Raw genomic sequence first — 16596 nt, forward strand, 5'->3', positions numbered from 1 at the left:
AAACACCTATGTCATCTATGACCCTCAATAAACTCGTAGAGAAGCTCTCGCCAGAATGTCGAGGCTCCTTAGAAGCAGCGGCTGCGCTTTGCCATAGTCGCAGCCACTTTACTGTGGAGCTTGAGCACTGGTTGCATGCCATGCTGGATAAAAAACTTGATGATGTGCGTATCATATTGGCGAGTTTCAGTATCAATGCTGACAGATTAATGGCCGAGCTAAACCAAGCTTTGGAAAGCTTTAAAACCGGTAACGAGTCTGCACCCAGCTTATCACCACATGTGATCTCTTTATTGCGTCAAACCTGGCTTAACACCAGTATCGAGTTTAACGATACGCAAATACGCAGCGCTTATTTACTTTACACGCTGGTAAAAGACGACACGCTTGGCTCTTTAACAATGCGCCATGCACCGCAATTGGAAAAAATTGACCCTTCTCAATTACTGCATGCGTGGCCCGAATTGGCCGGTCAATCAAATGAGAGTAATCAGCTCGCTGCATCTACATCAAACTCTGACAAACCAGCAACGCAAGCTTCGGGTAAGACGCCAAGCTTAGATCAATTCACCATTGATCTTACTGCGCAAGCAAAGTCTGGCAAGATTGACCCTATTCTAGGGCGTGATGACGAAATTCGACAAATGATCGATATCCTGACACGTCGCCGTCAAAATAACCCTATTCTGACTGGTGAGGCAGGTGTGGGTAAAACTGCTGTTGTGGAAGGGCTTGCGCTTCGCATCGCCGAACAAGATGTGCCAGAAGCAATTAAGAATGTGCGTATTCATACGCTGGATCTCGCGCTCCTTCAAGCTGGCGCAGGAATGAAAGGTGAGTTCGAAAACCGCTTAAAGTCACTAATTAGTGAAGTGAAAAACTCGGCGCAGCCCATCATTTTATTTATTGATGAAGCCCACACTATGATCGGCAGTGGCGGTCAGGCAGGTCAAAATGATGCCGCCAACTTGCTGAAGCCCGCGTTAGCGCGCGGCGAGTTGCGCACGATTGCGGCAACGACATGGGCCGAGTATAAGAAATTCTTTGAAAAAGACGCCGCTCTAACTCGACGCTTCCAAGTCGTCAAAGTCGATGAGCCTGAGCCAAGCAAAGCCATCGCCATGTTGCGCGGACTTGTACCCGTCATGGAAAGCCACCATAGCGTCTTCATATCAGAACAGGCACTGGAAAGTGCAGTGAATCTATCGCACCGCTATGTAAGTGGCCGCCAACTCCCCGATAAAGCCGTTGGTTTGCTAGACACAGCCTGTGCTCGCGTTGCTATGAGCCAAGCTGCTACGCCTGGCCCGGTGGAAAACTTAAACCGCAAAGTGCAGCGCCTTGATGATCAAATGGCCATGTTGACGCGCGAAGCGAATGCGGGCTTAGACCATAGCGCTAAAATTTCCGAATTAGAACAACAAAAGACGGATATCGAAGCGCAGTTAGCCCCGCTCAAAGAGCAATGGCAGCAAGAACAACAAGCTATAGCCCGTGTTGGAGAAATTCTCAGTGAACTACAGCAAGAACAAGCGGATAAAGAGACGCTCGTTGCTGAGCTCAATGATATTAAGGCCAACCTAAGTGAATATGAGCAAAATATGGTTCACTGGCAGGTCGATGAAGCTCTCATTGCCCAAGTTATTGCTGATTGGACAGGTATTCCTGTCGGTAAAATGCATGAAGATGAGATCAATGCGGTACTTAACTTAGCCGACAGCATGAAAGAACGTGTGGTCGGCCAAGATCATGCGCTTGACCTTATTGCTAAAACCGTTCAAACATCACGCGCCCAACTTGCTGATGAGAACCGCCCCAATGGTATTTTCATGCTTACCGGCCCAAGCGGGGTAGGTAAAACTGAGACGGCGCTTACACTAGCAAGTGAGGTATATGGCTCAGAAGAAAACGTCACCGTTATTAATATGTCTGAGTTCAAAGAAGAGCATAAAGTGTCATTGCTATTAGGCTCACCGCCGGGCTACGTTGGCTATGGCGAAGGTGGTATTTTGACCGAGGCGGTGCGTCGCCAGCCATACAGTGTGGTACTACTTGATGAGATGGAAAAAGCACACCCTGGAGTACAGGATATTTTCTATCAAGTGTTTGATAAAGGGATGATCAAAGACGGTGAAGGCCGTGACATCGATTTTAAAAATACCATTATCATCATGACATCAAACGTCGGCACTGACACCACCATGAACTTGTTCGACGATCCGGAAACAGCTCCTTCTATCAAAGGACTGCAAAAGGCGCTACGTGATGATTTACTAGAAGCGTTTAAGCCTGCTTTCTTAGGAAGAATTAACATTGTTCCTTATGTACCTCTGACTGATGAAATGCTCATCGACATTGCCAAAATTCAGCTCGCGAAAGTCGAAAAACGCGTCGCCAAAAACTATGGCGCAGAGTTTAGCTTCGAAAAAGAGCTTACAGATTATATCGTACAACGCTGTCATGAGCCTGGTTCAGGTGCTAGGAACATTCATAATATTCTACAAAATGAAATATTGCCGAAACTGAGTGAAGAGTTACTCAACAGCATGACCAGTAAAAAGGACATTAATTCAGTATCATTGACTATCGAAGGTGATGAGTTAGTGATTGAGGTGGCTTAACCCACCTCAAATCGAATTGCAAAAATCAGAATAATATAATTTCTTATTAATTATATTCTTGTGTTAGATATCGCAATTAAATATAATTTACCCAGCGCATATAAAGATGCACTAGAGAAGGAATTATTTTTTGCTGACAAAGGGATTTATCAGTACCCACCCTTTACTTGCAGTTCAAAAGATAATGAAGTCGAAGCTATAAATTTCCGGTTCGCCGGGAAGTACCCTATCCATTTATGGATGTTAGTAAAATGCAAAAAGGAGCATAAGAAATGCAAGCAAATACTTACCTTAAGTATGGTTCAATCAAAGGCGAAACAACTGCTGAGTCTTTCAAGGATTTGATCACAGTACTATCTCTAGACTGGAATATCAGCCGTGAAATTTCAGCTCACACTGGTACCGCTATGGACCGTGAAGCAAGCGCGACTCGCCTAGGCGATGTGACTATCACTAAACTTCAAGATAAAGCGTCTCCGGACCTTTTCAAAGAAGCTACGATTGGTAAAGGTCAACCTGCGACTTTCCACATCACTAAGCAAGGCGACAAAGTAGAAGAAATCATGAAAATCGACCTAACTGATGCCATGATCTCTAGCTACAGCGTGTCTGTACAAAACGACCGTCCTATCGAGACAATCACCATCAGCTACACAGAAATGATGATGACTGTAACTCCAACAGACGACAAAAACAGCATCACTGCGCCGCTTGTATACGGCTACAGCGGTGTTAAAGGTCAACAAATGTAATTTATTTGTTGCCCAACTCAGCTTCGGCGCTCACGCGTCGGAGCTTACTGTATTTTGGATAACAATTGAGGCATGGAATGCAAAAAGCGACACAAGACAAGAATGTAATTAAAATCACCACAGCGGCTGGCAAGGATGCGTTTTATCTCACTAGCTTTAATGCTGCGGAGAGTATGTCCGAGCTGTTTGTTATCTCTGCCAATATGTTTACCATTGGCTCGCAAGTAAGCCATGATGCCGTAGTAGGTAAAGCGGCTGTTATTGAGTTACGCAATGCTAAAGGCGGCGGTGCGGCTCGCCACTTTCATGGTATTGTAAGTCAAATGGTGTCCTTGGGCACACGCACGGCTGATAAAGATGAACAAAAAAATTACATCGATTATCAGGTTACTATTGTGCCTGTTGCTGCGACTATGCAACATCGCCAAAATTATCGAATCTATCAGCAAAAGAAGGTTACGGAAATTGCCGCTGATTTATTTGGTCAACATGGCGTTGCTTTTAGCGATAAAACTAAAAAGAGTTATCCAAAGTACGAGTATTGTGTTCAATATCAAGAGAATGACTTGGAATTTATCCAACGCTTATTCCAGCAAGAAGGTATTTACTTCTATTTTGAACATTCACAAGGCAATCACACTTTAGTTTTTGCCGATGATGAAACCGTCTATGCTGATGTAGCGGATTCACCCGTAGCCCACTCCTCGGGCCATCTTAGTGAATCTCATATCAGTGCTTGGCAAGGTGGCCTCTCGCTGGCTCCGGGTAGTTATAAACGTTTAGGTTATGACTTTGAAAAGCCGAGCAAATACCCAGACGGTGAACAGAAAAAGCCTGAGCTGCCGACACAAAGTAGCGGCGAGGTATTCGAGTACACCGGGGAGGCAGAGTGCAACAAACGCGCCTCGGATCTCGCTTCAATTCAACTGCAAGCATTACAAAAAGACATGAACCTGAGTAGCGGTAAAAGTGACTGCCGCTCGTTTGTGCTCGGTGGTATCTTTGCGTTTAAAAAGCATGAAGACCCCCGCCTAGAAGGTAAAAAGTTTGTCGTTACAAAATTACGTACCTCTGCCAATGTTCCTAACCAATCAGGTGCTGGCCAAAGTGAAGGCTTAGTCTACTCCAACAGCTTTAGCTGCGTACCTAAAGATACTGTTTATCGCCCTACCCGCAGTTACCAAAAACCCTTAGTTCAAGGTATACAAACTGCACTCGTAACCGGTGATCCAGGTGATGAAATCCATATCGATAAGTATGGCCGTGTAAAGGTGCAATTTGATTGGGACCGCGAGGGTAAAAAAGACTCCAAGAGCTCGTGCTGGATCCGTGTAGCTCAAAACTGGGCGGGGAAAAAGTGGGGCGCGTTCTTCTTCCCTCGTGTTGGACAAGAAGTCTTAGTTGAATTTATTAATGGCGACCCTGATCAACCCATTATCAGTGGTGCGCTCTACAATGCCGACTTGATGCCTCCTTATGCATTGCCTGCGGATAAAACCCAAAGCGGTATTAAATCAAGGTCCACCAAAGAAGGTGGTGCCGATAACTTTAATGAAATACGCTTTGAAGATAAAAAAGGCAGTGAACTCCTCTACTTACAAGCAGAGAAAGACCATCACTTACATGTTAAAAACGATCAGAAAGACACCATACTCAATGACCGTTTAAGTGATATAACCAACAACGACACGATCAAAGTCGGCAAAGATCGCAGTACAGATATAGGTAAAAACGACACCCTGAAAGTAGGTGACGCACTTAATATTGAAGCTGGTAAAGAGATTAATATTAAAACCGGCGGCGCGTCTATCACCATGAAAAGTGATGGTAGCATTGATATTAAAGGTACCAATATCAAGATCAATGGCAGTCAAATTGCCCTTAAAGCTGGCGTGATTAAGTTGAATTAATATGAACGCTTACCTTGGCAGCCACAACCAAGAAGCCTTGTTTTCACAAGGTATCGTGGTGTACTGCTGTTTTGGCGAGCCTCACTTAATATGTCGTCCAGAGCATATCCCTGATGATCCTATGCTGGCGCCAGCAATGGCCGAGTTCAGTGCAGGGGTAGTGTTTGCAGAGCAGTTCCTTCAAGACTTGGACCCGTGGCGAAATAATCACCTTATCATTAGTGCGCTTTACGACTATTTAAACTTAACCTTACTAAATGGCGGGTCAAAGCCCTTGCATGTACAGTTGTGCGATGTGGCGCAGGCGATGACAGACGGCCGGCTAGTTGTTTATCCACTAGAAGATATTGCCCAGCATCCAAGCGTTTTAAAACGTCAGCTGCAAAAATCTGACAAGACTCGTTCACAGCAACCCAGCGTTGAGCAACCAAAACGTAGTAGTGGTGCAGATTTGGCCAGTCCTCAAGGTAAAAGCACGCCTTCTAGCTCCAAAGCTGCAGTTCCAGCCTCAAGCTCGGCCGGTGTAATAGACGGGCCTTCTACAAACACCCCATTACCCCAAGTGGCAGAGGCCCCTGAACAGTTTGATGCTGTCGCAGCTAGGCAACAACGTTATCAGCAAAGAAAGACTCTAATTGCCGATACCCGCTCGCTACCTGGAGCAGAGCCTGCAGCGCAGCGTCTTGACTTTAATAATGACAATGTCGTTCGTGCTGAGGCCGCTCAGTATGTTTATCGCGTTGATGAATACAACCGAGGACATATAGACACGCTGCCAGAACCGCCTGTGGGTTTAAAACACCTTAACGCAGAAAATACACCTAGTCTTGCGTCAGCAAGATTTACAGACAAGAAGTCGGGCTTTGGTGCTGCTTTATTTGAATCTGATATTACCGGCGAAAAAATGTTAACGTTCAGAGGAACGAATAATGGTGTAACCGGTGCTGCGGATTGGAAAACCAACTTTATGCAAGGCAGTGGTATGGAAACAAAGCAGTACAACCAAGCAATGAAATTAGCGCGCTCAGTCTCTAGGGTATACGAAGATGATGTTGTTATGGTTGGTCACTCTCTCGGTGGCGGGCTGGCGACATCCGGGGTGGCTGTATCGGGAAATAAAGGCTATACCTTTAACTCCTCAGGCTTACATCCAAAAACGTCGGCTCGTGAACAAGGGTTGCCTTTGGAAGAAGTATCAAAACTGATTGTTTCTCAAGCGGTTGATGGTGATGTTCTCACTATGGCGCAGAGCTTGCCAGTAAAAGGCATACTCACTGGCGCTGTGGGATATCTCGGGGGCCCTGTCGCGGGCCTTGCTACAGCTGCGGCAATTGCCGGTTTAGACCTAATCCCTAAAGCGTCTGGTGATATGCGCAGTCTGCCAAGCCTTCAAGGTGGCACACCCATAGACCGCCATGGAATGGACCAAGTTGTTGAGGGAATTGAATCGCAAAAGCAAGAAGATATAAACACCCTTAATACCATTAAAGACAATTACTTAGGCTAGGTGAACATGAAGCTTCTTTTTATTGCTGTGCCTTTGGCACTGATACTGTTAGCCTGCATGGCATTGCCTACTCAAGGAAAAAATATGAAAGCTGAACAATTTTTTGAGCCCTCCCATGTAAAGTTGCTCAACGCCATTAAAGCGGGTGACAAGCAATCCGCGCAAGCTATCATTGATAATGGCGTTGCACTGGATGTACGCGGTGAACATGGTATTACGCCACTATTTTGGCTCGCTATGGAGACGGACAAAGAATCACTGAGGCTTGCGCTAGAACTTGGCGCTGATCCTGACTTTCCAGCTTTTGTAACCTTAGATCGAAATGGACCGACTGAAGAGCAATTATTGGCAGCTCTAGCCGGTAGCGACAAAACCGATATGATGCAGGTTTTGCTTGAACATAATGCCTCTCCCAACGCAGTAGATGCAGGCTTAGAGCCGGCATTATTCAATGCGGTTGCTAATGACAAAGATGAGCAAGTAAATTTGTTATTAACTCATGGAGTTGATCTTAATGCCACAGACGCGATGAACAATAACGCCGCCAATTATTCAGCGCTTATGCTAAAGTATAAATACGCTTTACTATTTATTACCAAGGGAGGCGACTTCTCTGCGCCTTCAACCACAGGCGGCACGGTTGCCAATAGTATAGAGAGAGACTTGCGAAAGAAATTACTTCGCCCTGGAACGAGTAATTACGATTATGCGATGAAAGTGAAAGAACTATTAATAGAAAAAGGCGTTTCTTTTCCTCCACCCTCACCGAAAGAAGTTAGAGCGGCTAATTAAGGCTTTGTGTAGCTAAAGGCCGCAACCGTATCACCGCCCGCTCTACTTTGCTTGCTTCCGAAAAGGAGTGATAAATTAATGAGCTTATTAACCTTGTCACACTCATTGGCTCAGACTTCGCGTAAGACTGACATTGACGTTCTCCAACTTTAACTTGGCGCGCATATCGCTGTATGCAGCGCTGCTTATATTTATGGACATGTCCATATTAGCGCAAGGTATGAAAGCTGAACAATTTTTTGAGCCCTCCCATGTAAAGTTGCTCAACGCCATTAATGCGGGTGACAAGCAAGCCGCGCAAGCTATCATTGATAAAGGCGGTGCACTGGATGTACGCGGTGAACATGGTATTACGCCACTATTTTGGCTCGCCATGGAGACGGACAAAGAATCGTTACAGCTTGCGCTAGAACTCGGCGCGAATCCCGACTACCCGGCCCTAGTTAAAAAAGACCGTAACGAACCAAAGAAAGAACAGCTCCTCGCAGCTTTAGCGGGCAGCGACAAAACAGATATGATGCAGGTTTTATTAGAGCATAATGCCTCTCCCAACGGCGTTGATGCCCATAAAAAGCCAGCTCTTTTCAATGCTATTGCCAACGATAAAGACGACCAAATAGAGTTACTGCTAAAGCATGATGTTGATCTTAATGCCACAGATGCGATGAACACCAACGCCGCCAACTATGCGGCGCTCATGCTAAAGTATAAATACGCTTTACTATTTATTTCTAAAGGAGCCAACTACTCTGCGCCCTCAACCACTGGTGGCACGGTTGCCAACAGCATAGAAAAAGACTTGCGTAAAAAATTGGTTCGCCCTGGCACTGACAATTATGAGTATGTAATGGAAATCAAAGAACTGCTGATAGAAAAAGGCGTTTCTTTTCCTCCGCCCTCACCGAAAGAGGTCAGAGCAGCTAATTAATATAAACGAAACTTAAGTTATTGTCGCCTTAATGAAGCCTCACACCTAGATCGTGCGGTAAGATGAGTAGTGCAAATAGTCACATAATCACTTAATACCGTTTATTTTACTCTTTGTAAAAATACTGACGCTAGGTATTGATCCGCCCTCTATTTCACTTAATATGCTACCTTAGCAACCAAAACCATTATATAGGGACATAAGCTATGGGCATTGATATTAAATATTTACAACGAATCGTCGATGAGGTGCTAAAAGCGTCAGCACTAAAAGGCATTACTTGGTCAACCTTAGCTTTGGTTCTTACTCGAGAAGATAAGGGGTTTGCAAACGCTGGCTTCTACTACCAAGACGATGGTTCAGCCACGCCATTTTACGTCAACTCCAATGAGCATTTGGTTCTCTCAGATATGGTGCAGGATATGCAGCAGGAAATCACTCGCCAAGGCCCCTTGCAAATTCAGCAATTATTGGTACAAATTCAACAAAAAAGCGGCTTTTTCAAAGCAGACTTCGAATTTAAAAACCATCAGCGCTGGGACTTTAATACCACGGAGCTTGAGCCACTACAGGCCTTGTTGAAACCTGACTTTTCAGAATAATCAAGCTGGGCATTCAATATACTTGTCGACGCACTATTAATCGGCGATAATATAGCCTTTCAGCGATTAAAAGGATGTGATCATGGGAAAACCCGCTTCCACTTTGACTCATATGCATGTATGCCCCAAGACTAATCCCGGCCCAGTTCCCCATGTCGGTGGCCCTATAATCATGGGCTCAGGCAATGTATTGATTGGTGGCCTGCCAGCGGCCAGAAAAGGCGATAAACTTATTTGCGTAGGTCCGCCGGATACCATTAATTCAGGCTCAGGATCTGTAAAAATCAATGGTAAACCCGCCGCACGTATGGGCGATGGGACCGCTCACGGCGGGAAAATAGTAGTTGGTAATCCAACTGTATTGATTGGTGGCTAGGCTAAAGGATTGCACTCACGCATGGAAGCTTTGAATACCGCTCAACGTTTGCAAGAACTGGTGTGCTTACAATCACATCCTCTGGCTAATCGTGCCAGCTTTTTAAGCGCCGTTAACCGCTTCACCGTCGAATTGCGCCAGGCCAGCGCGGGTTTGCGAGATTTTTCTGATCCACATTGCCCTTTTTCACTGAGCATCGGCAGCAAAACGCTGCTCGATGCAGCTTTTATAGTTAGCGATGAAACCAGCTTTGAGCAACGAGTGCTTTTTTGCCAACTATTGATTAGGCTACAACGATTAAGTCTGAAATCTGCATTGAACCAGCTATTGCTTAGCGAATCACCAAAGCATCATGCCATCGCTTTAGAGCTGGCTTGGCGAGAGGGGGTGTTAACACATATTCCCGAGTCGGTGTTGCAGCAAATCGACACGACAGATTACAGCGACTATCGCGCGTTGCTCACGGGGCAAACCTTAAGTTGGCAAGCAAACGATAAACAAGACATATTGACTGCTTGCGAAGAAATACTGGCCCGTTATTCGCTCACGCACCCTTTAGCCCAACTATTTTTCTTGACCTGTTCCAATGATGGTATTCAGCGTATTGCCAATACCTGGTCAAAAAGCCACAGCCCACAAGACATTGCACACCTATTCATGCTCGCGGGGCTGACAAAGCAGCTTCCTTTGATTTACCAATTACTGTGTGAGGAGCCCAATAACGAGCTTATCAACACCTTCATGAACTGTTACGGCGAGCATGTAGAAACGCTATTTACGCAAGAGCAACTCACGGAAGCTTGGCTTGCTCCCGATACCTTGGGCGACTTTCAAGAGCAACTATCAACACAGTGGCCAACCTTTTGCGAGCAGGTCGATTTTGCCAATCGACTACTGGCAGGGAAAGACATCTACACGCATCCGCTTAAAGACTATCAGTTCGATGCTATTACGCCTTACTTGGTGGCGCAGCTGTTTAATTTAATGCACAAAAAAGAGAGCCATATAGTTCATCCACTCTCCTTGGGGGTCACATGGCAATAACACTCACAGAGTTCGATATCGCCCTTCCTGGGCTCGAAAGTACCGACGCGGCACTTCTTCTTAGCGAGCCTATGCCTGTAAGCGAGCAGTCGCAACAGAGCGAGGCAATGCCCTGGCCTATTTCTCTTATTGCACCACTAAACCAGTTTTTAGCCCGCTTTGAGTTTGACTCCGAGGAGCCTATTTTTTGGCTGCTGCCTAACCTCGCTTATGATGAGCAACGCCTAAATACGCTTATTTCAGCCTTAAACGAAGTGGCTCCCAATGGCCGAGCGCAACCAGGCCACTCCCACCCAGTAAACGAGTTTTTCGCGCATGGTGAATCGGCATTGCACTGCGCACTCATTAAAGCGATGCAGCTTGCTAAACATGTCACATTCATTGCTCTAGATGAGCAATTTTTACATCTAAATGAAGGTATCACACACAATAATGGCGCCGCATTCGCATTAGCACGAATACAGTTTAGTGAAACGGGGCTGCACGTGCCCTTTTGTCATGGTGAACCTTGCTTCGATATCGAACAACACAACCCCTTCCCTACTTTACTCAGCCAAGCGGTAAAAGAAGTGCCCGCCCCAATAGAGCACATTGTAGCCCCCGCCTTAGGGGAAGAGCCTTGGCCTAGTGCCTGGCTTGAGGGGTATTTACAACTAAACGGTAAAGTGGTTGAGCAACCAAAGGTGACTCAAAGTGAATACGTTCATGGTCAGCTCGGCGCAGTGTTTGGCCTTTATTCATTTATTGGTATCTATAATGACTACAATTCGAGCATGCATCGTGATATTATTTTACACCTTGGCAGCACGCCCAAGCTCTACCAAGCAGCTTCTGTGTATCAATGGATTGATTAAGGAATAACGTAAGAATATGGATATTCGTTCAATTGCCTTTCGCTCAAAACGCGGCTCAGTGTTAATTACCCTAGCCAATGATAAAGCCCCAGGTGGCTACGATCCGGTGGCGATAGACACCCCAGATGCGGCAGGCGCCCAAGTCAATCTATTGGCCGAAGATCTGGTCGGCGATATTCATAAACGAATTCAATGTGTGCATATGCTGCGCGCTGCGGGCGTGCATTCGGTTAACACCGCCACCGCGCGGGAAGTCGCCCATGGCCTAAGCTCGGCGTTAGCATCAGGCTCCTTACTTTGTTATAACCAAAAACCCAAGCGCAGCATTCAAGTTAGCGACAATACCAACTCGGCCAGCGCCAGTGGCGGCGCCAAAGCACAAAAAGATAAAAAGTCCCAACCCAGCGTGGTCAAAAAAGGCGGTCAATCCGAGGGCAACCCAAACAAGGCCCAAGTCAATGACACGGCCACTGAGCAAAGTGTAGATGAACAAGAGTGCCGCTCTGATCCTATCTCCATGCTAAGCGGTGAAGAAATTCTCCCATTGGTCGATTTTACCCTTAACGCCCCCATGCCTTTAAAGTGGCAACGGCTATACCGCTCCAGTAAAAGCGATGCCAATGTGGGCTTGGGTTTTGGCTGGCGCCATCATTTTGCTCTCAGCATTTTTGAGCGCTACGAAGCGCCACCCAAAGTTGGCCCGAAAACACCCGGGCGCTACTGGCTAGAACTTGTTGATGAGCAAGGCCGCATACATGAGTTTGAGAAGGTAAAACCAGGGCAAACCAGTTATCAGCTCAGCTCACAACTTGCTTTACACTACCAAAACGATGGCAAGCAAACCTTAGTACGCCCTGATGACAGCCATTACACGTTTTTTGCTGGTTCCAAGGCTTGGTTGCTCGAGAAAATCACCGACGCCAAGGGACAAACACTCAGCTTTTTCTACGATGCCAACGAACGCCTTAGCCGCATTGCTATTAATGATAAGCGCGGTGTAGTGCTGCAATATAACGGCGATGATTTATTAACTAAGATTGCCGCTTATCACATGGATGACAAAGATAAACGTCTCATCCATGAGCCGCTGCTTGCTTGTTATCAATACAACGACGCTAAACAACTAGTGGCAGTGACCGATAGCCAGGGCAATATCGAGCGTTACAGCTACCGTGGCGATAATGTTATTAGCAAGCGTACCCGCGCCAGTGGCTTTAGCCACCACTTTGAGTGGCAAGGTGCAGGCGTTGATGCAAAATGTATTCGCCAGTACGGTGATAACAACACCTACGAATACAGCTTTGAATACCCACGAGAGGGAGTGAGTAAAAGTACCGATAGTCGCGGTAATACCGAAACCTTTGTTCACAACAGCGACGGTAAGCTGGTTGAATACACCGACGCGCGGGGCCACAGCTGGCGATACCGCTATGATGCCTTCGGCAATCGTACTCACACCCAACATCCAGATGGCAGCGAAGAGCGCAGCGAATACAATGATCGTGGCCAAAAAGTGGCCCACTACGATGCTCAAGGCAATAAAACCACCTTTGCTTACAACCAACTGGGGCAGCATGTACTGACTCGCTATGCCGATGGCGGCGAACTCAAGCGCGCGTTTACTGCAATGGGTCTGCTGCAATCGCAAACTCTGCCCGATGGCCGCACCAGCCATTATCAATACAATGATAATAACCAACTGACCACGGTGGTGCATGACAATGGCCGCAGTGAACAATTTAGCTGGAGTGCCCAAGGCGAGCTCTTAGCACATCAACAAGGCGATGTCCTAACGCGCTTTAGTTACGACGAACTAGGCCGCGTTAATGCAACTCTAACCAACACCGGTCTATTAACCCAATTCGAGCGCAATGCCGCCGGCCAACTGAGCGCCAAAGTCATGCGCCAAGAAGGCGACGAGCACGCGGCGATTCGTATTGAGTACCATTACGATGCTGCTGGTCGCTTAACGGCGACCACCAACGGTAATGGCGAGCAAACCAGCGCTGATTACGCTGGATTAGCGCAGCCCGAACAAGTGCGTTTTGCCGATGGCAGCCACTTACGCTACCGCTATGATAAAGAGCGCAACCTGATCGGTATTACCCGCAGTGATGGTGCAGAATACCGCATTGATTACGATGCCAATGAAAATCCAATTCGCACCACGGGCTTTGACGGTCGCGTGCAGCGCTTTGAGTTTGATGCTCATAACCGTGTGGTCGCACTCAACGATGCCGACGAGCGCTTCATTAAATTAAAACGAAACGCGCTCGGCCAAGTCATAGAACAACAGGCTGCCCACCCCAATGCCAAAGACAGCACCCTGTGTAACCTGTCCAACTATTTTAGTTATGACAGTCAAGGACGCCTGCAGCGCGCCCATAACGGCGCCACCACTCTGACACAAGGGTTCGATCAAGCCGGTAAACTACTGGTAGCGACCCAGGGCCAACATACCCTTAACTACAGTTATGATGCCTTTGGCCGACGCAGCGCCTTAACTTTGGCCGACGGCCAAATTCTTAATTATCATTATGACGCCCAAGGCCAACTGGCGCGCATCGATCTCAATGGGCACACCCATGTTGAGCTCAGCCATCGACATGGTCAACTCAGTGAAATTCACTACGCCAATAACATCACCACCAAGCAAGAGTTTGATTGTTTTGGCCGTCTTTGCGAGCAAGAGTTATCGCACCCAGAAAATGCGCTCTATGCTAAACAAAGCTACCAATACGATGGCAACAACCAACTTATAGCCAGTCAGCGCGAGAGCTCAAACAGCGAGCTAAGTAGCGATAAGCAATATCAGTACAACGCCATCAATCAGCTTATTGAGGTCAACGGCGATCAATCGGCGCGCTACCACTGGGACAGCTTTGGCAACCCGGATCAAGCGACCGCATCGGATGAACCAGCACTGCGTCCAGTTGATAAAGAGCACACCTCCCCTGCCCTTAATAACAGCGCCGAGGATGTATTTACGGGCACAGCCTGTATTGATGACCGCCTGTACCACCTTGGTCAAGACGAGTTTGACTATGATGCCTGCGGCAACCAGGTGCACGTACTTGGCAAAGGGCAGCGCCAACGCTTGGAATACAACGCCTTAAACCAGCTCGCAAGCTTTTATCATAACGACCAGCTGACTCGTTATGAGTATGACCCACTCGGTCGACGCTGCGCCAAACTGACTGAGCAAGGTCGCATTGACTATATTTGGGACGGTAACCAACTGCTCGGCGAGTGCCAAAACGGCCAGTATACCTGGTATGTATCACTGCCCGGCGAGTATCAGCCATTACTGCTAATCAACAACAGTGGTGTGTATTATTACCATTTAGACCAACTCGATACCCCGCAGTTTGTGACCAACGCCCACGCCGAGGTGGTGTGGCAAAATAATACCGATGCCTTTGGTTACAGTGAGCAAATCGAGCTCAGCACAGAGCACATTACCCAACCCCTGCGTTTTCAGGGCCAGTACTTTGATGAAGAAAGCGGCTTGCACTACAATCGCTACCGCTATTACAGCCCCAAACAGCAGCGCTTTATTAACCAAGACCCAATTGGCTTGGTAGGCGGTATTAACCACTACCAATATGCACCCAACCCCATTAACTGGGTGGACCCACTGGGGTTGAGTTGTAAGGAAGAGGGCCCCAAAGGGTTTGGCCAATGGTTGTTAGAAGATGCGAATGAACAAATTAGTGCATCTGGTGGTTGGCAAGCTGAGGTTTGGAGCTTCTTCGCTGAAGATGGTATTAATGCAACAAATCAAGTTCTTGAAGGCGACTTTTCCGGTGCACTAACAAGTATCGCTTTGGCGGTAGTAAAGCCAGTGAAAGTTGCAGACAAGGTACTTGATAAGGTGCCCGACTCCGTCAGTAAACCGCTCGAGAAAACAACCAAAAAGGTTGTCAAAAAAATGAAGTTACACAAGGTAGCTTGCTTTAAGAAGAATAAAAAAGGCACCGATGCAGAGTACGACCGGCAATTGAAAGGCCAGCAAGATGGCATTAATGATATGACGGTCAAGGAATATTTAGATAATCGTGAGGCATACAAAAAAATTGGCCGTAAAGGAACGGGGGCTGCGCAGCAAAAAGCGAGAGATGATTTCAAAGAGAAATTAGTTAAAAAGTATGAAAAAGAGCTAGCAAGACGTGGAGAATACTTTGGTGAAGAAGCACACCAAAAAGCCCAAGAGCTTGCGAGTAATGAAATGAGCACTCTTAATGCTCTTCATAACCCTGACATGATTGCCGGTGGCTATGATAACGTAGTGGACTTGGGTGATGCGAGTGTGAACAAGTCAATCGGTTCGCAGTGGAAGTATAAAGGCGTAGATGCGGCAGGCAATAAATTAGATGGAAGCCGTGTCGCAAAAATGGATGCGCAGGCTGAACAAGCATTAGAAGAGTTAGGGCCAGATGCTAAGATGAATGTGGATTTACATAGGTGTAAATAGATGAATAAATATTTTGATAATTTTTACAATTTTAAAGGCTTTGGTCCCGCAATTAAAGCGACAATGCCAACACAAGAAACACTTGATTTTTTCAAAGGCAAATTGCCTGACCGTTTGTTGGAATACTGGCAAGAATACGGTTTTTGTGGGTGGGGTGATGGCATTTTTTGGTTAGTAAACCCACTAGATTACCATGATATTCTACAAACTTGGCTTGAAGGCACCGAATTCGCTGAACGCGAAAAAAATGAAATTGATAAATATTATGTAATTGGTCGCGGTGCTTTTGGGGATCTAGTGGTTTGGGGGAAAGCATCAGGGCAAAGTTTGGATATTAATTCAAATTTCGGAATGCTATTTCCAACTGATAGTACAGAAGACTTGGTTGAGGATGGAGAAACGCTAACCGTTGATTTGTTTTTTGCAACTATGAATAAAACTCCCCTAGATCAAAAAGATGTTGACGAAAAGCCTTTGTTTGAACAAGCACTTAAGAAGCTTGGGCCTTTAGAAGCTGATGAAATGTATGCGTTCGTTCCCGCGTTGGCGCTTGGTGGGGTAAATAAACTTGAGAATTTGAAAAAAGTAAAAGCGATTGAGCATTTGAACTTTCTAGCTGAGTTGGGCGAGAAACGTATAATGGCAGATATTGTCGCTATGTCTAATGAACTACATAAAGATTAATGCTTCAAGCGATTAATTACTCAAAAAAATTAATTATAAAATGAATATTTAT

Annotated in this window: 12 protein-coding genes; all 12 read left to right on the top strand. The window is 46.4% G+C overall.

Annotated elements, in window-relative coordinates; translation table 11 throughout:
- The first annotated feature begins 8 nt into the window (after nucleotides 1-8).
- The 12 genes from tssH (at nucleotide 9) to MHM93_RS12290 (ending at nucleotide 16544) form a co-directional block, all read left to right on the top strand.
- Nucleotides 9-2621 (top strand): type VI secretion system ATPase TssH, encoded by a 2613-nt coding sequence (gene tssH / locus MHM93_RS12235; protein ID WP_053910769.1) that lies wholly within the window; start codon nucleotides 9-11, stop codon nucleotides 2619-2621.
- 272 nt (nucleotides 2622-2893) lie between these two features.
- A complete protein-coding gene (locus MHM93_RS12240; RefSeq protein WP_045980632.1) occupies nucleotides 2894-3373 on the top strand; it encodes a type VI secretion system tube protein Hcp in 480 nt (159 codons plus the stop codon).
- A gap of 77 nt (nucleotides 3374-3450) precedes the next feature.
- The gene (tssI, locus tag MHM93_RS12245; RefSeq protein ID WP_053910770.1) at nucleotides 3451-5283 is read left to right on the top strand and encodes a type VI secretion system tip protein TssI/VgrG; all 1833 of its coding nucleotides are present in this window, start codon (nucleotides 3451-3453) and stop codon (nucleotides 5281-5283) included.
- 1 nt (nucleotide 5284) lies between these two features.
- The gene (locus MHM93_RS12250; RefSeq protein ID WP_239449297.1) at nucleotides 5285-6790 is read left to right on the top strand and encodes an Mbeg1-like protein; all 1506 of its coding nucleotides are present in this window, start codon (nucleotides 5285-5287) and stop codon (nucleotides 6788-6790) included.
- Nucleotides 6791-6874: 84 nt separating this feature from the next.
- Nucleotides 6875-7582, top strand: a complete 708-nt coding sequence (locus MHM93_RS12255; protein ID WP_239449298.1) for a hypothetical protein — start codon at nucleotides 6875-6877, stop codon at nucleotides 7580-7582.
- Nucleotides 7583-7802: 220 nt separating this feature from the next.
- A complete protein-coding gene (locus MHM93_RS12260) occupies nucleotides 7803-8510 on the top strand; it encodes an ankyrin repeat domain-containing protein (protein ID WP_239449299.1) in 708 nt (235 codons plus the stop codon).
- A gap of 206 nt (nucleotides 8511-8716) precedes the next feature.
- The gene (locus MHM93_RS12265; RefSeq protein ID WP_239449300.1) at nucleotides 8717-9112 is read left to right on the top strand and encodes a hypothetical protein; all 396 of its coding nucleotides are present in this window, start codon (nucleotides 8717-8719) and stop codon (nucleotides 9110-9112) included.
- Nucleotides 9113-9194: 82 nt separating this feature from the next.
- Nucleotides 9195-9488, top strand: a complete 294-nt coding sequence (locus tag MHM93_RS12270) for a PAAR domain-containing protein (RefSeq protein ID WP_026111034.1) — start codon at nucleotides 9195-9197, stop codon at nucleotides 9486-9488.
- A gap of 21 nt (nucleotides 9489-9509) precedes the next feature.
- Nucleotides 9510-10532 carry a hypothetical protein gene (locus MHM93_RS12275; RefSeq protein WP_239449301.1) on the top strand — a complete coding sequence of 341 codons (1023 nt, stop codon included), beginning with the start codon at nucleotides 9510-9512 and terminating at the stop codon, nucleotides 10530-10532.
- The gene (locus tag MHM93_RS12280; protein WP_239449302.1) at nucleotides 10523-11386 is read left to right on the top strand and encodes a hypothetical protein; all 864 of its coding nucleotides are present in this window, start codon (nucleotides 10523-10525) and stop codon (nucleotides 11384-11386) included. The genes MHM93_RS12275 and MHM93_RS12280 overlap by 10 nt, the downstream gene beginning before the upstream one ends.
- 16 nt (nucleotides 11387-11402) lie before the next feature.
- Nucleotides 11403-15860 carry a polymorphic toxin type 15 domain-containing protein gene (locus MHM93_RS12285; RefSeq protein WP_239449303.1) on the top strand — a complete coding sequence of 1486 codons (4458 nt, stop codon included), beginning with the start codon at nucleotides 11403-11405 and terminating at the stop codon, nucleotides 15858-15860.
- Nucleotides 15861-16544: a GAD-like domain-containing protein gene (locus MHM93_RS12290; RefSeq protein WP_239449304.1), complete on the top strand. Its 684-nt coding sequence runs from the start codon at nucleotides 15861-15863 to the stop codon at nucleotides 16542-16544. It abuts the gene before it with no gap.
- Nucleotides 16545-16596 lie beyond the last annotated feature (52 nt).

It is taken from the genome of Pseudoalteromonas sp. MM17-2 (genome assembly GCF_022347945.1).
Taxonomy (GTDB): domain Bacteria; phylum Pseudomonadota; class Gammaproteobacteria; order Enterobacterales; family Alteromonadaceae; genus Pseudoalteromonas; species Pseudoalteromonas ruthenica.

Coding starts and splice junctions, on each gene's coding strand:
- MHM93_RS12270 (WP_026111034.1), top strand. CDS start 9,195: ATGGGAAAACCCGCTTCCACTTTGACTCATATGCATGTATGCCCCAAG.
- tssI (WP_053910770.1), top strand. CDS start 3,451: ATGCAAAAAGCGACACAAGACAAGAATGTAATTAAAATCACCACAGCG.
- MHM93_RS12250 (WP_239449297.1), top strand. CDS start 5,285: ATGAACGCTTACCTTGGCAGCCACAACCAAGAAGCCTTGTTTTCACAA.
- MHM93_RS12290 (WP_239449304.1), top strand. CDS start 15,861: ATGAATAAATATTTTGATAATTTTTACAATTTTAAAGGCTTTGGTCCC.
- MHM93_RS12280 (WP_239449302.1), top strand. CDS start 10,523: ATGGCAATAACACTCACAGAGTTCGATATCGCCCTTCCTGGGCTCGAA.
- tssH (WP_053910769.1), top strand. CDS start 9: ATGTCATCTATGACCCTCAATAAACTCGTAGAGAAGCTCTCGCCAGAA.
- MHM93_RS12275 (WP_239449301.1), top strand. CDS start 9,510: ATGGAAGCTTTGAATACCGCTCAACGTTTGCAAGAACTGGTGTGCTTA.
- MHM93_RS12255 (WP_239449298.1), top strand. CDS start 6,875: ATGAAAGCTGAACAATTTTTTGAGCCCTCCCATGTAAAGTTGCTCAAC.
- MHM93_RS12265 (WP_239449300.1), top strand. CDS start 8,717: ATGGGCATTGATATTAAATATTTACAACGAATCGTCGATGAGGTGCTA.
- MHM93_RS12260 (WP_239449299.1), top strand. CDS start 7,803: ATGAAAGCTGAACAATTTTTTGAGCCCTCCCATGTAAAGTTGCTCAAC.
- MHM93_RS12285 (WP_239449303.1), top strand. CDS start 11,403: ATGGATATTCGTTCAATTGCCTTTCGCTCAAAACGCGGCTCAGTGTTA.
- MHM93_RS12240 (WP_045980632.1), top strand. CDS start 2,894: ATGCAAGCAAATACTTACCTTAAGTATGGTTCAATCAAAGGCGAAACA.